The sequence below is a fragment of the Micromonospora sp. NPDC051227 genome, assembly GCF_044455385.1.
In the GTDB taxonomy this organism is placed as follows: Bacteria; Actinomycetota; Actinomycetes; order Mycobacteriales; family Micromonosporaceae; genus Micromonospora.
Genome location: NZ_JBITET010000020.1, coordinates 11,939 through 30,333, shown reverse-complemented (window position 1 = coordinate 30,333; position 18,395 = coordinate 11,939). Strand labels below are relative to the sequence as shown.

Here is an 18,395-nt window from a genome sequence, read left to right as displayed (position 1 = left end):
GCTGGGGGCGGGGCCCTCGCCGTACCCGCCGTGCCCCGCGTCAGCCGCGGGCGGGGCGTGCCCCGGGGCGCGAGTTGCGGGCGCGGCGCGCCGGCGGCCGGGGCGCTGTGGCGGGCGCGGTGGGCGCGGGGGCGGTCGCGGCCCGAGGTGGGGTGGTTTGGGAGGTCGCCGGGCCGTAGGTGGGTTTGGCGGCGGGCTTGTCGATCCGGTTGACTGTTCGGGTGCTGAGGGTGGGGTTGACCGGCGGGATCGGGTCAGGCAAGAGCGCGGTGGCCGCGCGGCTCGTCGAGCGGGGCGCGGTGCTGATCGACGCCGACCGGGTGGCCCGGGAGGTGGTGGCGCCGGGTACGGACGGGCTGGCCGAGATCGTCGCCGCCTTCTCCGACGCGGTGGTGGACGCCGACGGCACACTGGACCGTGCCGCACTGGGAGCGGTGGTGTTCGCCGACGAGACCGCCCGCCGTCGGCTGGAGGCGATCACCCACCCCCGGGTCCGGGCCCGCACCGCGGAGCTGGCGGCCGCGGCGGCACCCGACGCGATAGTCGTCAACGACGTACCGCTGCTGGTCGAGGTGGGTCTCGCGCCGACGTACCACCTGGTGGTCGTGGTGCAGACGGCCGTGTCGACCCGACTGGAGCGGCTGGCGCGCGACCGGGGGATGGGTCGCGCGGAGGCCGAGCGGAGGATCGCCGCGCAGGCCGACGACGCCCGTCGTCGGGCGGCGGCGGACGTGGTGCTGACCAACGACGGGAGCCTGACGGCGCTGCACGACGCCGTCGACCTGCTCTGGAAGCAGCGGTTGGTGCCCTATGAGGACAACCTGCGCCAGCGGCGGGTGGTCCCGCCGGATGCGGCCGAGTTGGCCGGAGCCGACGCGAGTTGGCCGGAGCAGTATGCGCGGCTGGCCGCCCGGATCCAGCACGCGCTCGGCGCGGATGCCCTACGGATCGATCACATCGGTTCGACGGCGGTGCCCGGCCTGGCCGCCCAGAACGTCATCGACGTGCAGGTGGCGGTCTCCAGTCTCGCCGACGCCGACGGGCCGTTGGCCGATCGGCTGGCGAACGCCGGGTTCCCACGGGTGCCGGGGCAGTGGTGGGACGACCCGCGCCCGGCCGGCCGGGGCCGGTGGGAGAAGCGGCTGCACGGCAGCGCGGACCCGGCCCGCCCAGTTCGTCTGCACGTGCGGTTGGCGGATTCGCCGGGCTGGCGGTACGCGCTGCTGATGCGCGACCACCTGCGTGCCGACCCGGATCAGCGGGCCGCGTACCTGATGTTCAAGCGGGACCTGGCCGACGCGGCGCCGGAGGCCGGCGATTCCGGCACGGCCGGCAACCCGTGGTTCGACGAGGAGTACCTGCGTGCCGAGCGGTGGGCCGAGCAGACCGGCTGGCACCCCTGAGGCATCGGTCAGCGGGCAGTGGGCCGAGGGGCCGAAGGTCGAGGGGCCGAAGGTCGAGGGGTGGCGGGCCGAGGGTTGGCAGCCAGTCGGGGCACGACGGCGGGCTGGAGATCCAGGTGTGCCCACGCGTCGGCGTCGGTCTGCAACTCGAGCCGGCGGAGCGACCCGTCCCGGTCGATCCAGTAACGCAGCCGTGCGTCGGCCGGACCCGATTCGATGACGTCCACGGTCCGTCCGGCGGTGACGTCCTCGCGTACCCGCACGGCCGCGCCGCGCTGCCCGACCGACCCGGCGGCGACTGCGGCGTCGACCAGCACGCTCAGGTCGTCCCGGCCGGGCCGGGAGACCCGCCATCCGGCGGCCGGGGGCGGCAGCGGCGGCCGGGCCGGTGCCTCCGCGGTGCCGCCGCCGGCATCGGCCGCCAGCAGGTCCGCTCGGGCCAGACCGGCGGCGTCGCGGCGCAGCAGGGTCCGGCGGTCCGGTACGCCCAGGTCGGCGACCGCGAGGTACGCGGTACGCGCGGTCCAGCTCAACCAGCCGGCACCCCGCAGGTTCGTGTCCGTGCCCATCGGCGCGGTCAGCGTCACCGTGGCACCGCCGTGGGCGCGAAGCCGGGCCGGCAGCCGGTCGAGCCGACGCTGCTCGGCGTCGGTCAGCGCGCGGGGCAGACCGGGGCGGCCGCCGAGTAGGTCGACCGGCCGTAGTGTCGGCCGGTCCGCTCGGTTGAAGATCACCGTGACCGGACCGGCGTCGGGCAGCAGGGTCACCAGCTTGTGCAGCCGGGCGTCCTGATCGAGCCAGTACCGGGTCTGCCCGTCCGGGGCGGGCGTCGCGGCGCTGGGGGTGCCGATCGCCGTGCTGGCGGCTGGCGCGCCGGTGGGCAGTGGTGCCTGTATGACGTCCAGTGGGCCGCCCGGGACGGTCTCCCGGGCGATCCAGCGCGCCCCGTCGGCCGGTGCCGTCCGGGTCGTGGTGTCGGGGCGGTCGGCGGCGAGATCGAGGAGCAGGTCGAGCACCGGTGCCAGGTGCGACCCGGGTGCCAGCCGATGCAGCCGCCACCGGTCCGTCGGGGGCATCAGTGGTGGGGCGGCGGGCGTGGGCACCGCCGCCGGATCGGGCCGGATCACCAGCACCGGACCGCTCTTCTGCAACAGCCCGCGTTCGGCACCCGCTCCTGGCCCGCCCACGTCGAGGTAGAGCAGTGACCGGGACCAGTCCACCCAGCCGACCAGTTCGATGCGGGCGGCGCCGGTGCCGGCCGTGACCCGTACGCCGGCGCGCAGGTCCCGCAGGTTGGTGACCCGCACGGCGGCCAGCCGCTCGCCTTCCCCCAGGGTCAGTGGCCGGGCCGGCTCGGGCGGGTCGGGCGCCCAGCTCAACAGCCCGAGCACCAGCGCCGTCGCGGATGTCACCGCCGTCAGACCGAGCAACACCAGCACCGTACGCCGACGACGGCCGGCCGAGGGCGGCCCGGTGGTGTCGGCGGCCTCGGTGGTGTCGGCGGTGGCCGGGGTGTCGTCGCGGCGGGTGGACCCGCGGTTGCCGGCGAGGCTTCGCTCGGCGACGGCCCGCCGCGTGTCGTCGGTCTTGCGGCCGGCGGTGGCTCGGCGCGAGCCGCCGCTGGTCTGGCCGGCCGTGGGCCTACCTCCGGTGTCGCCGGGGGTCCGGCTGGCCGCCGAGGCGCTGCCGGCCGGGCCGGTGCGGTGCCGCCCGCTGCGGGCGGTGCTCGGGTCGTCCGGCCGGGGTGTGGCGGTGCGGGCGGTGTCGGGCGCCGGGGTCGGAGAGGTGTCCACGGAGATGAAACGGGCGGGGAGGCACCGGGGTGACGAGCAGGGGCGCTCGCGGCGGCCGGTCTGCGCCTCGAGCGCGACCACACGGGTGCGCACGCCGGACGAGCCGGGTGCTGCGACCGCAGTGCCGGGGGTGACCGGCCTTGATGTTGGCCTGGCCACCGGCCCGGTCGGCCGCCGCGAGCGGCCTACATGAAGAGGGTAGTCCCGGTGACATGGGCCACACAATGGGAATATTGAAGCTGATCACGTACCTGGCGTGACGGCCGTTCCTGTCGGACCTCCGGCGTACCGTTGATGGCATGGCGCTCGACATTCCCCGGCTGGACAGCCGCTTCCAGGTCGTCAGTGAGTTTCAGCCGGCCGGCGACCAACCGGCGGCCATCGATGAGCTTGAGCGTCGGGTTCGGCGCGGCGACCGCAACACCGTGCTGCTAGGCGCGACCGGCACCGGCAAGAGCGCCACCACGGCGTGGCTGATCGAGCGACTGCAACGCCCCACCCTGGTGCTCGCCCCGAACAAGACGCTCTGCGCGCAGCTGGCCAAGGAGTTCAGCGAGCTGCTGCCGCACAACGCTGTCGAATACTTCGTCTCGTACTACGACTACTACCAGCCCGAGGCCTACATCCCGCAGACCGACACCTACATCGAGAAGGATTCCTCGATCAACGAGGAGGTGGAGCGGCTGCGGCACTCGGCGACGATGTCGCTGCTCACCCGCCGCGACGTGATCGTGGTGGCGACCGTCTCGGCGATCTACGGCCTGGGCACTCCGGAGGAGTACCTCAACCGGGCGGTGAAGGTGCAGATCGGGCAGGAGCTCGACCGCGACCAGTTGCTGCGCCGGCTCGTCGACATCCAGTACACCCGCAACGACATGGCCTTCCAGCGGGGCACCTTCCGGGTCCGCGGCGACACGCTGGAGATCATCCCGGCGTACGAGGAGCTGGCGATCCGGATCGAGCTGTTCGGTGACGAGGTGGAGAAGCTCTACTACCTCAACCCGTTGACAGGTGATGTGGTCCGCGAGGTCGACCAACTGGTGATCTTCCCGGCCACCCACTACGCGGCCGGTCCGGAGCGGATGGAACGGGCGATCCGTGACATCGAGGTGGAGCTGGCCGAGCGCCTCGCCGAGCTGGAGCGGCAGGGCAAGCTGCTGGAGGCGCAGCGGCTGCGGATGCGCACCACCTACGACATCGAGATGATGCGGCAGGTGGGCTTCTGCTCCGGCATCGAGAACTACTCGATGCACATGGACGGGCGGCTGCCCGGCAGCCCGCCGCACGCCCTGCTCGACTACTTCCCCGACGACTTCCTCACCGTGGTCGACGAGTCGCACGTGACCATCCCGCAGATCGGCGGCATGTACGAGGGCGACGCGTCACGCAAGCGGATGCTCATCGACCACGGCTTCCGGCTGCCCAGCGCGGCCGACAACCGGCCGCTGCGCTTCGACGAGTTCCTGGAGCGGGTCGGCCAGATGGTCTACCTCTCCGCGACCCCCGGCACCTGGGAGATGGAGCAGGCCCAGGGCGAGTTCGTCGAGCAGGTGATCCGACCCACCGGTCTGGTCGACCCGGAGGTCGTGATCAAGCCGACCAAGGGGCAGATCGACGACCTGATGCACGAGATCAAGCTGCGGACCGACCGGGACGAGCGGGTGCTGGTCACCACGCTGACCAAGAAGATGGCCGAGGACCTGTCCGACTACCTCCTGGAGAACGGCATCCGGGTGCGCTACCTGCACTCGGAGGTCGACACGTTGCGCCGGGTGGAGCTGCTGCGCGAGCTGCGCAAGGGCGACTACGACGTGCTCGTCGGCATCAACCTGCTCCGCGAAGGTCTGGACCTGCCCGAGGTGTCGCTGGTGGCGATTCTCGACGCCGACAAGGAGGGCTTCCTGCGCAGCGGCCGGTCGCTGATCCAGACCATCGGGCGGGCCGCCCGTAACGTCTCCGGCCAGGTGCACATGTACGCCGACAAGATCACCCCGTCGATGGCGGCGGCGATCGACGAGACCGATCGGCGTCGGGCCAAGCAGATCGCGCACAACGAGGCGCACGGCATCAGCCCGGAGCCGCTGCGTAAGAAGATCCACGACATCCTGGACGACATCTACCGCGAGGCGGAGGACACCGAAAACTCCCGGGTCGGCGGCGCGGTGCGTCAGCTTTCCCGAGGCAAGGCACCGGTCAAGGAGACCCGCAGCCGGGGCCGGTCCGCCGCGAGCACCACCTCGCGGGAGGGGATGGCCCGCGCCGACCTCGCCCAGCTCATCCAGGAGCTCAACGACCAGATGTTGGCCGCCGCACGCGAGCTTCAGTTCGAGTTGGCGGCCCGGATCCGCGACGAGGTCTCCGACCTGAAGAAGGAGCTGCGCGGCATGGACGCCGCCGGCGTGAAGTGACGGCCACCCGGTCGGCCCCGCCCAGCACACCGCTGGGGCCGGCCGGCCGGGGCACGCGAAGGGCGGGCACGGTTGACGGCGGTGGCGCCGATCGGCGAGATGGTCCTCGGGGTGCCCGACGCCAGCCTGCGTCCGTTCGTCGACCGGTACGTGGGCTACCGGGAAGGGGCGGACGTGCCACTGGTCCGCCGGGAGTCGGCGGGCGTCTTCGTGGTGCTGATCCTGGGCTGGGGCGCTCCGCTGGACGTGACCGACCCGCGTAGCGCGCAGCGCGGCGTCACCGCTGTCGATTCGTTCGTGGCCGGCACCTTCGACAGTTGGTGCACCACGCGCACGGTGGGCGTGGGGGAGGGCGTCGAGTTGCTGCTCGCCCCGCTGACCGCCCGCCGGCTTCTCGGTCTGCCTCTGAGCGAGCTGACCAATCGGGCCGTCGGCGTCGGGCAGCTCCCGGGCCGTTGGCTGGATCGGCTGCGCGGCCGGCTCGCCGAGGCCACCGGCTGGTCGGAACGGTTCGACCTGCTCGACCGGGTGCTCGCCGCGCGGCTGGCGGCGTCCCCGCCGGTGGACCCGCGGCTCGACTGGGCGTGGCGGTGGCTGGCTGCCAGCGGTGGGCGGGGGAGCGTCGGTGTGCTCGCCGACGAGTTGGGCTGGAGCCGCCGGCACCTCGCGTCCCGGTTCCGGCAGGAGGTCGGGCTGCCGCCCAAGATGGCCGCCCGGCTGCTGCGCTTTCAGCAGGCTTACGCCGCGTCGACCCAGGCCTGCGGGGTCGGGCGGGGAGTCGACTGGGCCGCCGTGGCGGCGGGCTGCGGCTACTACGACCAGTCCCACCTGATCCGGGACTTCCACGAGTTCGCGGGGGCCACGCCGGCCGCGCTGCTCTCCGGCCGCTGACAGGCGCCGGCCGACCCGAGCCGGGCCGGCGACCCGCCGAGCCGACCGGAGCCGGGCCGGCGACCCGCCGAGGTCACATTCGTCCAATCCGGAGCCGCGCCGCCGGCCGCAGAATCGGGTCATGCGAACCATCTATCCGATCTTCCGTTATCCCGATCCCCGCGCCGCGATCGACTGGCTCGGTGCCGCCTTCGGTTTCCGGGTGCATGCCGTGCACGAGGCGCCGGACGGTACGGTCGCGCACGCCGAGCTGGTCCTCGACACCGGCATGATCATGCTGGGTGCTCGGGCCGACGCCCCGCCCCGTCCGGCCGACGACGACTGGTCGGTCTACGTGGCCGTGCCGGACGTCGACGCTCACTGCGCCCAGGCCCGCGCGGCCGGCGCCGAGATCATCCGTGAGCCGTTCGACACCGACTACGGCTCCCGTGACTATTCAGCCCGCGATCTGGTCGGCAACGTGTGGTCCTTCGGCACCTATCGACCCTGAGCCGCCACGCCGACTGGGGACGGGCGGCCGACCGGGACCAGCCTCAGTGGCTTCAAACCGCACTGACCTGCGGAAACGGTGTGTTCGGGCTGGCCCGGCCGGCCGGCGGCGTCGAATGCCCTGATTGCGGTGCGCGAGCGAGCTATTGCACTGGGTGATCGTCCTGCGTAGTCTCCCTCGGTGGGGAGGCCGGGATGCCGCTGCCAACAAGTCCTGTCATTCGACGTGCACGTCTCGGCGCAGAATTGCGCCAACTCCGTCGGCGCGAGTCGCTGACCCTGGAGCAGGTCTGCGACCGGCTGGGCTGGGCCTCGACGTCGAAGCTGTCCCGCATCGAGCTGGGTCAGAGTCGCCCGGACCTCGCCGACGTGCTCGATCTGCTGGATATCTACAAGGTGCCCACGCCCGCCCGGGAGGCGCTGATCGTCATCGCCCGGGACGCGGCGACCAGTCGAGGCTGGTGGAAGACGCTGGGCGAGATGAGTGAACGGCAGCGCACCTACGCCGAGTTGGAGGCGGGTGCCGCCGACATCGTCGAGTACCAGCCGTCGGTGGTGCCGGGGCTGCTCCAGACGCCCGCGTACGCCCGGGTGTTGGTCACCGCCGGCGTCCAGCTCACGCCGGAGGTCGATGTGGAGGCCGAGGTACGCGCGAGGGCACTGCGGCAGGAGGTGCTTCGGCGTGCCTACCCGCCGCGCTACACGGCGGTGCTCGCCGAGGCCGTCTGCGACCCGGGTGACCTGCCGGTGGCGGTGTGGCGTGAACAGCTGCGTCATCTGGTCGCGGTGACCGGCCTGTCCCACGTCACGGTGCGACTGTTGCCACGCGGAGCGGCCGGTGGCGGGCTGCATCCGCTCACACCGTATTCCTGCTACGCCTTTCCCGACCCGGCGGACCCGCGCACCGTCATGCTCGAGGCGTTGACCACCGACGTCCGGTTGGCCACAGTGCTCGACGTGGACCGCTACGAGCGGATGACAGCGGCGCTGCTGGCCGCGGCGCTGTCACCGGAGGAGACGGTCACCATGCTGGCCCGCCGCGTCGGCGAGTAACGGTTGACCGGTGCCGACGGTGACGCGCCGCGCGGCCACCGGGCCCGGCGCCCCCGAGCCCGTCGGGACCGGCGGCCGGCGCGTGCGCCCGGCACGATAACCGTGGGGTACGACAGCTCGGCTCAGGCCGGTACGTCGAGGAAGTGTTCGACCACGGGTGGTCCCGCGAAGTGCGGCCCGATCAGCGCCCGCCACTCGTCGAACCGTTCGGTGGCCCGGAAGTTCTTCTCGTGCGCCTCGACCGAGTCCCATTCGACGAGCAGCACGAAGCGGGTCGGTGACTCGATTCCTCGGGTCATCCGCACGGACCGGCAGCCGGTCGCTCCGGCGAGCACCGGGTGACCCTCGGCGTACGCGGCGGCGAAAGCGTCCTCGTGTCCGGGAAGTACGTCGATCAGCGCGACCTCAAGCACCATGTCGGACAGCCTCCCACGGCGGTCGGGGCAGTGGGTGTCGCGGGTCTGTGCCAGACCACTGCCTGGACTCCTCCTCGGCTCGACCGGGGGCGTTGACACAGACCCTAGGGTGGCCTCGTGATCATCGACTGGCTCACCGGCACCGCGTTTCGGGTGGCCGGTACGGGCACCACCTGGGCGGAGCTGCTGGGGTTCGTGACCGGTGTGCTCAACGTGTGGTTGGTGGCCCGGCAGAAGATCGCCAACTGGCCGATCGGCATCGCCAACGTGCTGCTGCTCATGGTGCTGTTCTGGACCGCCGGGCTGTACGCCGACGCCGGGCTCCAGGTCGTCTACGTCGCGCTCGGCTGCTACGGCTGGTGGCACTGGCTGTTCGGGGGCGAGCGGCGCACCCGGCTCACGGTCAGTCGAACGGGGCGGCGGGAGTGGCTGGCGCTGGCCGCCGTCGGGCTGCTGCTCACCGGCGCGCTCTGGGTACTGCTGGACCGGGCCACCGACTCGACAGTGCCGCTGCCGGACGCGTTGACCACGGCGCTGTCCCTGCTGGCCACGTACGGGCAGACCCGCAAGCGGGTGGAGAGTTGGTGGCTCTGGATTTCCGCCGACCTGATCTACATCCCGTTGTACGCGTACAAGGGGCTGCACCTGACGGCCGTCCTCTACCTGGTCTTCCTCGCCCTGTGCGTACTCGGGTTGCGGGCCTGGCGCGCCGACCTGCGTCGGGCCGACCGGCCGAGCGCGGTCCCGCCCGGCCCGGCCCCGGTCACCGCGTGAACGCCCAACTGCCCGACCGTCCACCGGCACAGCACCGGACCCCGGAGTTCGGGCACGGGATGGTGGTGGGCAAGTTCTATCCACCGCACGCCGGCCACCACGCACTGATCCGGGCTGCCGCCGCCCGCTGCGCCGAGGTGACAGTCGTCGTGGCGCCCTCGCGTCGGGAGTCCATTCCGCTCCCGCTGCGCCTGGACTGGCTGCGCGAGGTGCACGCGGACACGCCGTGGGTCCGTTTCGTCGGCCGGTACGACGACCACCCGGTGGACTACGCCGATCCGGCGGTCTGGGACGCGCACTGCGCGGTGTTCCGCGAGGCGATCGGGTCGGGGTCGGTGGACGCGGTCTTCTCCTCCGAGGGTTACGGCGCCGAGCTGGCGCGCCGCTTCCACGCCGTACCCGTGTCGGTGGATCCGGACCGGCGGACCGTGCCGGTGTCCGGAACGGCGGTGCGCGCGGACCCGGCGGGTCACTGGCGGTGGCTGAGCCCGCCGGTGCGGGCGTGGTTCGTCCGGCGGGTGGTGGTGGTCGGGGCCGAGTCGACCGGGACCACGACGATGGCGGCGGCGCTCGCCGGGCACTACGGCACCTCCTGGGTGCCGGAGTACGGCCGGGAGTTGACCGCTCGCAAGCTGGCCCGGCTGCGGGAACGAACGCCGGAGGCGACCGTCTTCGACGTCGCCTGGGGCCGGGACGACTTCCGAGCGGTGGTCCGCGAGCAGCAGGCGGCCGAGGACGCGGCGGCCCGGACGAGCGGGCCGCTGCTGGTCTGCGACACCGACGCGCGGGCGACGGCGCTGTGGGAGGAGCGCTACCTGGGCAGCACGTCCGAGGAGGTACGGGCGGCGGCGCGTCGGCCGGCCCTGTATCTGCTCACCGATCACCAGGGGGTGCCGTTCACCGATGACGGTCTGCGCGACGGTGAGCACCTGCGGGCCTGGATGACCGAGCGCTTCCGGGCCGAGCTGACCGGGTGCGGAGTGCCGGTGGTGGAGTTGGCCGGGTCGCACGCCGATCGGTTGGCCCGGGCGGTGCGGGCCTGCGACGACCTGCTCGGTGCCGGCTGGTCGCTCGCCGACCCGATCGCCGCACCAGACCTGCACTAGCCTCCTAGGAAGCCTTGGTCGGTGTGACACGTCGAACGGTGTCCAGCGCCACCGGGTGCCCGGGGTGTGATCACGGGGCGTGGTGGGCAACAATGGTCACCGAGGAGGGGAGTATTCCCCCGCAACGGAGTCGTCAGCACGGTCGATCGCCGGAACCACGGCGGCCCGACCCGGCCCCGTAGGTCGCCGCCCCGCACCGGGGCGACGGCGGAAGAGACCTCCGACAGTCACCAGAGTGAGCGACAGCGGCACGCCGGCCCCCGCAGGGGCGTACGGTGTGCCCGACGCCGCGTGTCTGCCGGAGGAATGAAACGTTGGACGTGTCCGGATTGGTGTGGGCGGGGACGCTTGTCGCACTGACTGCGGTCCTGCTCGTCGACCTGTTGATCATCGGTCGGCGCCCGCACGAGCCGAGTGTGCGGGAGTCGAGCCTCTGGGTCGGCTTCTACGTCGGTCTCGCCCTGCTCTTCGGCGTCGGTGTCTGGTTGACCTCCGGAGCCAGCGCGGCCGGCCAGTTCTACACCGGCTGGCTCACCGAGTACAGCCTCTCGGTGGACAACCTCTTCGTCTTCGTGATCATCATGGCTCGGTTCGGGGTGCCCCGGCAGTATCAGCAGAAGGTGCTGCTCGTCGGCATCGTGCTGGCGCTGGTGATGCGCGGCGGGTTCATCGCCGCCGGTGCGGCGCTGATCACCCAGTTCTCCTGGGTCTTCTACATCTTCGGCGCGTTCCTGATCTACACCGCCGTGAACCTGGCCCGGCAGGGTGAGCCAGACGAGGACGAGTTCTCCGAGAACGTGCTGATCCGGTGGAGCCGCAAGGCGCTGCCGATCTCAAAGGACTACGACGGCGCGAAGCTCACCACCCACGTGGCCGGCAGGCGGCTGTTCACCCCGATGCTGATCGTGATGATCGCGATCGGCACCACCGACCTGATCTTCGCGTTGGACTCGATCCCGGCGATCTTCGGCATCACCCAGGAGCCGTACCTGGTCTTCACCGCGAACGTCTTCGCGCTGATGGGCCTCCGGCAGCTCTACTTCCTGCTCGGTGGCCTGCTGGACCGGCTGATCTACCTGAGCTACGGCCTGGCCGTCGTGCTCGGCTTCATCGGGGTCAAGCTGGTGCTGGAGGCGCTGGCCGACAACAACCTGCCGTTCATCAACGGTGGCGAGCACGTCGGCTGGGCACCGCACATCCCGATCTGGTTGTCGCTGCTGGTCATCATCGGCACCCTGGGCATCGCCACCGCCGCCAGCCTGATCAAGTCCTCCCGGGACCGGCGTCGCGAGTTGGCCGACGCCCGACGCTGACCGGTCACCGGCCGGGTGCGGACACGCGCCCGGCCGGCGAAGGCCGTGTTTCGGAAGTGCTGACCGGCCTGCGCGGGGCCCAGCCGCCGGACGACGCCTGGACTCCGGCTCGGCTCGACCGACACTTTCGAACCACGCCCTAGACCCGGTGCGCGCCGACCAGCGTGGCGGTCCGGTCGGCCGGCAACTCCTCTTCGATGACCCGCCGCCGCCGGTAGCAGGCGTGCAGCATCCGGCGCTGGCCGCCGTCGCCGGGGGTGGCGGTGACGATGCCGATGTGGTGGATCTTGCGGCCGGGTCGGGCGAAGAAGTAGAGATCGCCGGGGCGTTCCGCGCCCAACGACAGCGGGGTGGTGGCCACGGCCTGGTCGTCGGCGTCGCGGGGCAGCAGCACTCCGAACCGCCGCCAGGCCAGATGCACCAGCCCCGAGCAGTCGATGCCGTGCGCGGAGAGCCCGCCCCAGATGTAGACCACGTCCAGCAGTCGCTGCGCCACCGCGAGCGCCTGCTCGGCGGTCGGCGACGCGGCCGACGCCGGGACCAGGTGCCCGTCCGGCAGCCAGAGCGGCGTGGCCCGGCCGGGGACGTGCACCGGCCGCCAGTCGTCGAGCGCGGGGCCGGCCGGGACGAGGCGGGTGCCGACGACGACGCCGGGCAACTCCACCGGCCCGTTCGGGGCGGCGTGCAGCCCGGTGACCGTGGCGTCCACCACCACCAGCGGGCGGTCGGTGCTGGTGTGAGCCGGGTCGGGAACGGCCAGCTGCCCGGCGGGGAGCCAACCCGGGTAGCCGCGCGGGTCCAGCTTGGCGGCTGGTTGTTCGACGGCGACGACCCGGGCCCAGCCGTCCGGGCGGAGCTCGCTGACGAGGACCCGTTCGCCGAGCAGGAGTTGGCTCAGCACGCAGTCACCGACCTGCTGGTCGGTGTCCAGTCCGGAGACCCAGGTCGGGATGTCGACACCGGCGGTCAGCGCTGGGCAGTCGACCGGGCGCACCGCCTCGGGGGAGGTCCACAGCGTCGCCACGGCGACCCGGACAACGGCCTCACAGCCCGGTTGCAGCTCCACGTCAACCCCCAGATCGTGTCGGCTGTCCAGGGAAACCTTATGAAAGAAACCGACAGCCATCAACCACGAGCCTGCACTTTTGCTTCAGCGAGGCCGGAGATGCCCAGGCCAGGGGCGTCCGGCAGCACCACTGTCGCTCCGTCGTAGCGGATGCCGCCCTGCACCGGCGACCAGGCCAGCCACCAGGCGGCGTCCAGGTCGGCGACAGCGGTGGTGCCGTACGCGGCGACCAGGCTCGCCGCCGCCCCGATGCCCACCTGGCTCTCCATCATCGAGCCGACCACAGTGCCCAGCCCGTGCGCGGTGGCCAGGTCGAGGAGGGTGCGGGCCGGATGCAGCCCACCGCACTTGGCCAGCTTCACGTTGATCAGGTCGGCGGCCCGGCGGCGGATCACCTCCACCAGGTCACGGACCCCGAAGACCGCCTCGTCGGCCAGGATCGGCACGGACACCCGGTCGCTGACCCAGGCCAGCCCGTCCAGGTCCCAGCGGACGACCGGCTGCTCGACCAACTCCACGTCGAGCCCGGCGTCCTCGATGCCGCGGATCACCCGGACCGCCTCCCGCGGCGTCCAGCCCTGGTTGGCGTCCAGCCGGATCCGGGTGCCCGGACCGACGGCCGCCCGTACCGCCCGCACTCGGTCCAGGTCACTGGCCGCATCGGTGCCGACCTTCAACTTGAGCACGCCGAAGCCGTCGGCCTGCCGCTGCCGCGCCGCGGTTGCCAGGTCCACCGCGTCACCCGCCGCGAGCGTCACGTCCGTCGGGACCCGCAGCGTGGTGCCCCCGAGCAACCGCACCAGGGGTACGCCCAGCCGCCGCGCGGCGAGGTCGTGCAGGGCGACGTCCACCGCCGCCTTCGCGGCCTCGTTGCCGACCACCGCGCGCTGCACCTCGGCGCACCGGGTCACCAGGTCGTCCGGGTCACGACCGATCAGCTGTGGGCCGAGCAACTCGCGGACGCACGCCTGCGCGCCGGCGACGGACGCGCCGGTGACCTGCCAGACCTGGGGGGCCTCGCCGAAGCCGGACCGGCCGTCGCTGTCGACGAGTTCGACGACAAGGCTGTCCACTGTGGTGGTACGGCGTAGCGCGGTGACGAATGGGGTGTGTAAGGGGGCGGAAACCCGGTGGGTGCGTACCGCCGAGATCGTCATGTGGGGCACCCTATACGGAGATTCACCGCGGGAGGGGAGACCGGATGACCGGGCAGGGCTGGGAGCTGGTGGGTGCACCGAACGCACGTGACCTGGGTGGGCTCGTCGGCGCGGACGGGCGGCGGGTCCGCGTCGGCCAGTTGATCCGCACTCCGGCGCTGGGTCGGCTGACCGACGAGGACCTACCGGTGCTGGCGAAGCTGGGGCCGGCGTGCGTTGTCGATCTGCGCGACGCCTCGGAGATCGCCGTCGCGCCGGAGGACCGGTTCGCCGGTGAGCCACGGGTGGTACGCCTGCCGGTGCACGACGCGGAGCACCCTGTCTTCACGTACGTCTCGGCGGTGCTGCTCGGCCACGACCTGAACGCGTACGCGGAGCTGGCCCGGCAGGGCACGGCGGGGGCGATGGCGGCGATCTACCGTTGGTTCGTCACCGGTGAGTCGGCGCGGGTCGGTTTCGCGGAGGCGGTGCGGCTGGCGACCCAGCCGGAGAATCTGCCGCTGGTCTACCACTGCTCCGCCGGCAAGGACCGCACCGGTTGGCTGACCGTCATCCTGTTGACGGCACTCGGGGTGGACGAGGCGGCCATTCGCGCCGACTACCTGCGCAACAACGAGCTGACCGACAGCCTGCGGGCGGTGATCGTCGAGGCGATGCGCCGGCGGAATCCCGAGTTGGACGTCGACGCGGTGTTGCCGGTGCTGGAGGTCCGCGCCGAGTATCTCGACGCCGGTTACGCCGAGGTGCGTCGGGTGCACGGCTCGTTCGACGCGTACCTGCGCGAGGGGCTGGGGCTCACCGACTCCGACCTCAGGGCGTTGCGGGCGCAGTTGCTGGAGTGACCGGTGCGTCGGTGGGTGTGCCGGTGCGGGCGGCGCGGCCGGTGACGATCAGTGCCTGACCGGCGGCGTAGGTCGCCATGACCAGCACCGGCGCGCCGGGTGGCTGGGCCACCTCGGCCACCCCGGCGGCGATCAGCAGGTCGGAGCCGAGGAAGAGCGCGGCGCCGAGACCCACCCGCCAGCCCTGGGTGGCGGCGGTGCTCGCCATGGCGGCCAACGCGATCGCGTAGCCGGCCACCGGTACGGCCAGCCCGACGTCGGTCAGCCCCGCCCACATCCAGGTCAGCGCGACGACGGTCAGCACCGCGTACCCCAGGGGGACGGCGACCAGCGGCGTGCGGCGCAGCGCCGTCGCGGCGCCGTGTCGGGTGAAGGCCGTGAGGTAGCAGATGTGTGTGCCGAGGAAGCAGGCCATGCCGGCGAGGAACCAGCCGGTGCCGTCGATCATGAGGGCGACGTCGCCGCCGGTGGCGAAGGCCAACGCGGCGAGTAGCAGCCGGTCCGGTCGGGCCGCGCGTTCGGCGCTGACCCGCCAGAGGTACGCGGCCAGCAGCGGCATCAGCAGCGGCTTGGTCAGTAGGAAGGCCAGGCCGCCGCCGGTGGCGTTGGCCAGCAGGTTCGCGGCCGTCACGACGAGGAAGGCGATCAGCACGGTGCGACTGCGGGGCATCGGCAGCTCCGGGGTGGGGGTGCGAGCAGCCTAGCCGCAGTCGGCGGCGCTGACCGCGCCGCCGAGACTGTCGGGTCAGAGCCGGTGGCGGGCGGCCCAGACCTGCGCCGAGATGTGCGCGATCAGCACGCAGGCGTCGTCCTCCACCTGGTCGTCGCCCCCGGCCAGCTCGGTGGTGGTGCAGACGGCGATCAGGTACGGCGGGGCGTCGTCGGGCAGCACCACGCCGGCACCGTGGCGCACGCCGCGTACCCAACCGTTCTTATGCGCGATGCGGGTGCCCGCGGGCAGGCCGGCGGCGAGGTCCTCGCGGTGTTCCTGGGCGAGCAGGACGTCCAGCATGGTGGTGCAGGCGGCCGGTGAGGCGAGCGGGCCGGGGGTGTCGGCCCCGGTGGCCAGGGTGCCGAGCAGGGCGGCCAGGTCGGCCGCGGTGACCGTGTTGGTGATGCCGGCCTCGCGGGCGGCGAAGTCCTCGATGCCGCGGCCGGTGACGCTGTTGCGGGCACCGGCGAGCGCCCAGACCTCGGCGACGGCGGGCAGCCCGACGTGGCCGAGGACGAGGTTGGTGGCGAGGTTGCTGGAGCGCACGATCATCCGGTCGGCCAGCCAGCGCAGCGTCGCGGTGCCGCCGATGCGGTCCCAGACCGCGTCGTCGTTGTCGTAGGGCTGCGCGTTGGCGAACCGGGGTGCGCCGGGCTGGGCGGAATCGAAGTCGTTGACGACCGGGACCGGGGCGTCCAGGTCCAGGGTGCCGGCCTCGGCGGCGCGGTGCAGCGCGGCGAGCACCGCCACCTTCATGGTGCTCGCGGCGTAGTGGCCGGCGTCCGCGTGGCGGGTCCAGGTGGGCGGCGCGGCGAGCCGCCCCACGTACGCGGAGACGGTGCCGGGTACCCGGTCCAGGTGGGCGTCGAGATCATCCCAGGTCATGCCGGTGACCGTAGCGGATCAAGCGTGGGTGGGCTCGCGTACCCGTCGGGGGGAGAACGACGGGCGCGCCGGCCGCAAGCGGTCGACGCGCCCGGTGTCGGGGCTGGTGGGTCAGCCGGCGTGCTTGCGGCGGGCGGCGGCGCGACCCCGCAGTTGCTGGTCGAGCACCACCTTGCGGATGCGCACCGCGGTCGGAGTGACCTCGACGCACTCGTCCTCGCGGCAGAACTCCAGGGCCTGCTCCAGCGAGAGCTTGCGCGGCGGGATCAGCTTCTCCGTCTCGTCGGACGTCGACGCCCGCATGTTGGTGAGCTTCTTCTCCTTGGTGATGTTGACGTCCATGTCGTCGGAGCGGGAGTTCTCCCCGACGATCATGCCCTCGTACACCTCGGTGGTGGGGTCGACGAAGAGCTGGCCGCGCTCCTGAAGGTTGATCATCGCGAAGGCGGTGACCGCGCCGGCCCGGTCGGCGACCAGCGAACCGTTGTTGCGGGTGCGCAGCTCGCCGAACCACGGCTCGTACGACTCGAAGACGTGGTGCAGGATGCCGGTGCCCCGGGTGTCGGTGAGGAACTCGGTGCGGAAGCCGATCAGGCCGCGCGCCGGCACCAGCCACTCCATCCGGATCCAGCCGGTGCCGTGGTTGACCAGCTGCTCCATCCGGCCCTTGCGGGTGGCGAGGAGCTGGGTGATCGCGCCCAGGTATTCCTCCGGGGCGTCGATGGTCAGCCGCTCGACCGGCTCGCAGGTCTTGCCGTCGATCTCCCGGGTGACCACCTGCGGCTTGCCGACGGTCAGCTCGTAGCTCTCCCGGCGCATCTGCTCGACCAGGATGGCCAGCGCCAGCTCGCCGCGGCCCTGCACCTCCCAGGCGTCCGGCCGCTCGGTGGGCAGGACCCGCAGCGACACGTTGCCGATCAGTTCCTTGTCGAGCCGGTCCTTGACCATCCGCGCGGTGACCTTGGAGCCCTTGACCCGGCCGACCAGCGGCGAGGTGTTGGTGCCGATGGTCATCGAGATGGCCGGCTCGTCGACAGTGATCAGCGGCAGCGCGACCGGGTTCTCGACGTCGGCGAGGGTCTCACCGATCATGATCTCCGGGATGCCGGCGACGGCGATGATGTCGCCCGGGCCGGCGGTCTCGGCCGACGTGCGCTCCAGGCCCTCGGTCATCAGCATCTCGGAGATGCGGACCCGCTGGGTGCTGCCGTCGGTGCGGCACCAGGCCACCGTCTGACCCTTGTTGATGGTGCCCTGGCGGACCCGGCACAGCGCGAGCCGGCCGAGGAACGGCGAGGCGTCCAGGTTGGTGACGTGCGCCTGCAACGGCGCGCCATCCTCGTACGAGGGTGCCGGGATGGTGTCCAGCAGGGTGCGGAACAGCGGCTCCAGCGAGGTGCTGTCGTCGGGCACCGAGCCGTCGGCGGGCTGGGTCAGCGAGGCGATGCCGTCGCGGGCGCAGGCGTAGACGATCGGGAAGTCGATCTGCTCCTCGTCGGCGTCCAGGTCGAGGAAGAGCTCGTAGGTGTCGTCCACGACCTCCTTGATCCGGGCGTCCGGACGGTCCACCTTGTTGATCACCAGGATGATCGGCATCCGGGCCCGCAGCGCCTTACGCAGCACGAAGCGGGTCTGCGGCAGCGGGCCCTCGCTGGCGTCGACGAGCAGCACCACACCGTCGACCATGGTCAGGCCGCGCTCCACCTCGCCGCCGAAGTCGGCGTGGCCGGGGGTGTCGATGATGTTGATGGTGACCGGGTCGGAGCCGTCCGCCGGCAGGTAACGCACGCCGGTGTTCTTGGCGAGGATCGTGATGCCCTTTTCCCGCTCCAGGTCACCGGAGTCCATCACCCGCTCGGTGTTCTCGCCGCGTGCGCCGTACGCGCCGGCCTGCCGCAACATGGCGTCGACCAGGGTGGTCTTGCCGTGGTCGACGTGAGCGATGATGGCGACGTTGCGGAGGTCGGTGCGAAGCTGCATACCCTCTATCCTTCCGCCTGCGCTCGCGCAGGCTGCGTCGGGGTCACCCCCAGGTGCCCCTGATCTATGGTGAAACCGCTGTGCCGGTTGTTCTCCCGGCTGGCATG

16 protein-coding genes are annotated in these 18,395 nt (G+C 72.2%); 9 read left to right on the top strand and 7 right to left on the bottom strand.

The window, feature by feature from the left end:
- Positions 1-221 precede the first annotated feature (221 nt).
- On the top strand, positions 222-1,403 hold the full coding sequence (gene coaE, locus ACIA47_RS30710) for a dephospho-CoA kinase (RefSeq protein ID WP_396711790.1): 1,182 nt from the start codon (positions 222-224) through the stop codon (positions 1,401-1,403).
- An 8-nt stretch (positions 1,404-1,411) separates the two neighbouring features.
- Here the strand turns inward: coaE and ACIA47_RS30705 are convergent, their stop codons facing one another.
- Complete coding sequence (locus ACIA47_RS30705) at positions 1,412-3,289, bottom strand: hypothetical protein (RefSeq protein WP_396711788.1); 1,878 nt, start codon at positions 3,287-3,289, stop codon at positions 1,412-1,414.
- Positions 3,290-3,495: 206 nt separating this feature from the next.
- On the opposite strand from ACIA47_RS30705, the gene uvrB reads away from it, so the two are divergent.
- From uvrB to ACIA47_RS30685, 4 genes are all read left to right on the top strand, one after another.
- Positions 3,496-5,604, top strand: a complete 2,109-nt coding sequence (uvrB, locus tag ACIA47_RS30700; RefSeq protein ID WP_396711787.1) for an excinuclease ABC subunit UvrB — start codon at positions 3,496-3,498, stop codon at positions 5,602-5,604.
- An 81-nt stretch (positions 5,605-5,685) separates the two neighbouring features.
- The gene (locus ACIA47_RS30695) at positions 5,686-6,495 is read left to right on the top strand and encodes a helix-turn-helix domain-containing protein (RefSeq protein WP_396711785.1); all 810 of its coding nucleotides are present in this window, start codon (positions 5,686-5,688) and stop codon (positions 6,493-6,495) included.
- Positions 6,496-6,616: 121 nt separating this feature from the next.
- Positions 6,617-6,985, top strand: a complete 369-nt coding sequence (locus tag ACIA47_RS30690) for a VOC family protein (RefSeq protein ID WP_203124519.1) — start codon at positions 6,617-6,619, stop codon at positions 6,983-6,985.
- Positions 6,986-7,179: 194 nt separating this feature from the next.
- Positions 7,180-8,037, top strand: a complete 858-nt coding sequence (locus tag ACIA47_RS30685) for a helix-turn-helix transcriptional regulator (RefSeq protein ID WP_203124518.1) — start codon at positions 7,180-7,182, stop codon at positions 8,035-8,037.
- A 122-nt stretch (positions 8,038-8,159) separates the two neighbouring features.
- On the opposite strand, the gene ACIA47_RS30680 is transcribed toward ACIA47_RS30685, so the two are convergent.
- Positions 8,160-8,453, bottom strand: a complete 294-nt coding sequence (locus ACIA47_RS30680) for an antibiotic biosynthesis monooxygenase family protein (protein WP_396711782.1) — start codon at positions 8,451-8,453, stop codon at positions 8,160-8,162.
- A 117-nt stretch (positions 8,454-8,570) separates the two neighbouring features.
- Here ACIA47_RS30680 and pnuC point away from each other — a divergent pair, with 117 nt between their 5' ends.
- The 3 genes from pnuC (at position 8,571) to ACIA47_RS30665 (ending at position 11,646) form a co-directional block, all read left to right on the top strand.
- Positions 8,571-9,227, top strand: a complete 657-nt coding sequence (gene pnuC / locus ACIA47_RS30675) for a nicotinamide riboside transporter PnuC (protein ID WP_396711780.1) — start codon at positions 8,571-8,573, stop codon at positions 9,225-9,227.
- Positions 9,224-10,333: an AAA family ATPase gene (locus ACIA47_RS30670; protein ID WP_396711778.1), complete on the top strand. Its 1,110-nt coding sequence runs from the start codon at positions 9,224-9,226 to the stop codon at positions 10,331-10,333. The genes pnuC and ACIA47_RS30670 overlap by 4 nt, the downstream gene beginning before the upstream one ends.
- Before the next feature lie 314 nt (positions 10,334-10,647).
- Complete coding sequence (locus tag ACIA47_RS30665) at positions 10,648-11,646, top strand: TerC family protein (RefSeq protein WP_203124516.1); 999 nt, start codon at positions 10,648-10,650, stop codon at positions 11,644-11,646.
- A 139-nt stretch (positions 11,647-11,785) separates the two neighbouring features.
- Here ACIA47_RS30665 and ACIA47_RS30660 read toward each other — a convergent pair whose 3' ends face one another.
- Both ACIA47_RS30660 and ACIA47_RS30655 read right to left on the bottom strand, forming a co-directional pair.
- Positions 11,786-12,772, bottom strand: a complete 987-nt coding sequence (locus ACIA47_RS30660; protein WP_396711776.1) for an NlpC/P60 family protein — start codon at positions 12,770-12,772, stop codon at positions 11,786-11,788.
- On the bottom strand, positions 12,772-13,869 hold the full coding sequence (locus ACIA47_RS30655; RefSeq protein ID WP_396711774.1) for a mandelate racemase/muconate lactonizing enzyme family protein: 1,098 nt from the start codon (positions 13,867-13,869) through the stop codon (positions 12,772-12,774). Before ACIA47_RS30655 ends, ACIA47_RS30660 begins: the two co-directional genes overlap by 1 nt.
- 44 nt (positions 13,870-13,913) lie before the next feature.
- Between ACIA47_RS30655 and ACIA47_RS30650 the strand changes: the two genes are divergently transcribed.
- Positions 13,914-14,711, top strand: a complete 798-nt coding sequence (locus ACIA47_RS30650; protein ID WP_396711772.1) for a tyrosine-protein phosphatase — start codon at positions 13,914-13,916, stop codon at positions 14,709-14,711.
- On the opposite strand, the gene ACIA47_RS30645 is transcribed toward ACIA47_RS30650, so the two are convergent.
- From ACIA47_RS30645 to typA, 3 genes are all read right to left on the bottom strand, one after another.
- Complete coding sequence (locus ACIA47_RS30645) at positions 14,680-15,381, bottom strand: lysoplasmalogenase (protein WP_396711770.1); 702 nt, start codon at positions 15,379-15,381, stop codon at positions 14,680-14,682. The two genes, ACIA47_RS30650 and ACIA47_RS30645, sit on opposite strands and share 32 nt — an antisense overlap.
- 75 nt (positions 15,382-15,456) lie before the next feature.
- Positions 15,457-16,308 (bottom strand): serine hydrolase, encoded by an 852-nt coding sequence (locus ACIA47_RS30640; protein WP_396711768.1) that lies wholly within the window; start codon positions 16,306-16,308, stop codon positions 15,457-15,459.
- A 111-nt stretch (positions 16,309-16,419) separates the two neighbouring features.
- On the bottom strand, positions 16,420-18,288 hold the full coding sequence (typA, locus tag ACIA47_RS30635) for a translational GTPase TypA (protein ID WP_124858831.1): 1,869 nt from the start codon (positions 18,286-18,288) through the stop codon (positions 16,420-16,422).
- Between the last annotated feature and the right edge of the window lie 107 nt (positions 18,289-18,395).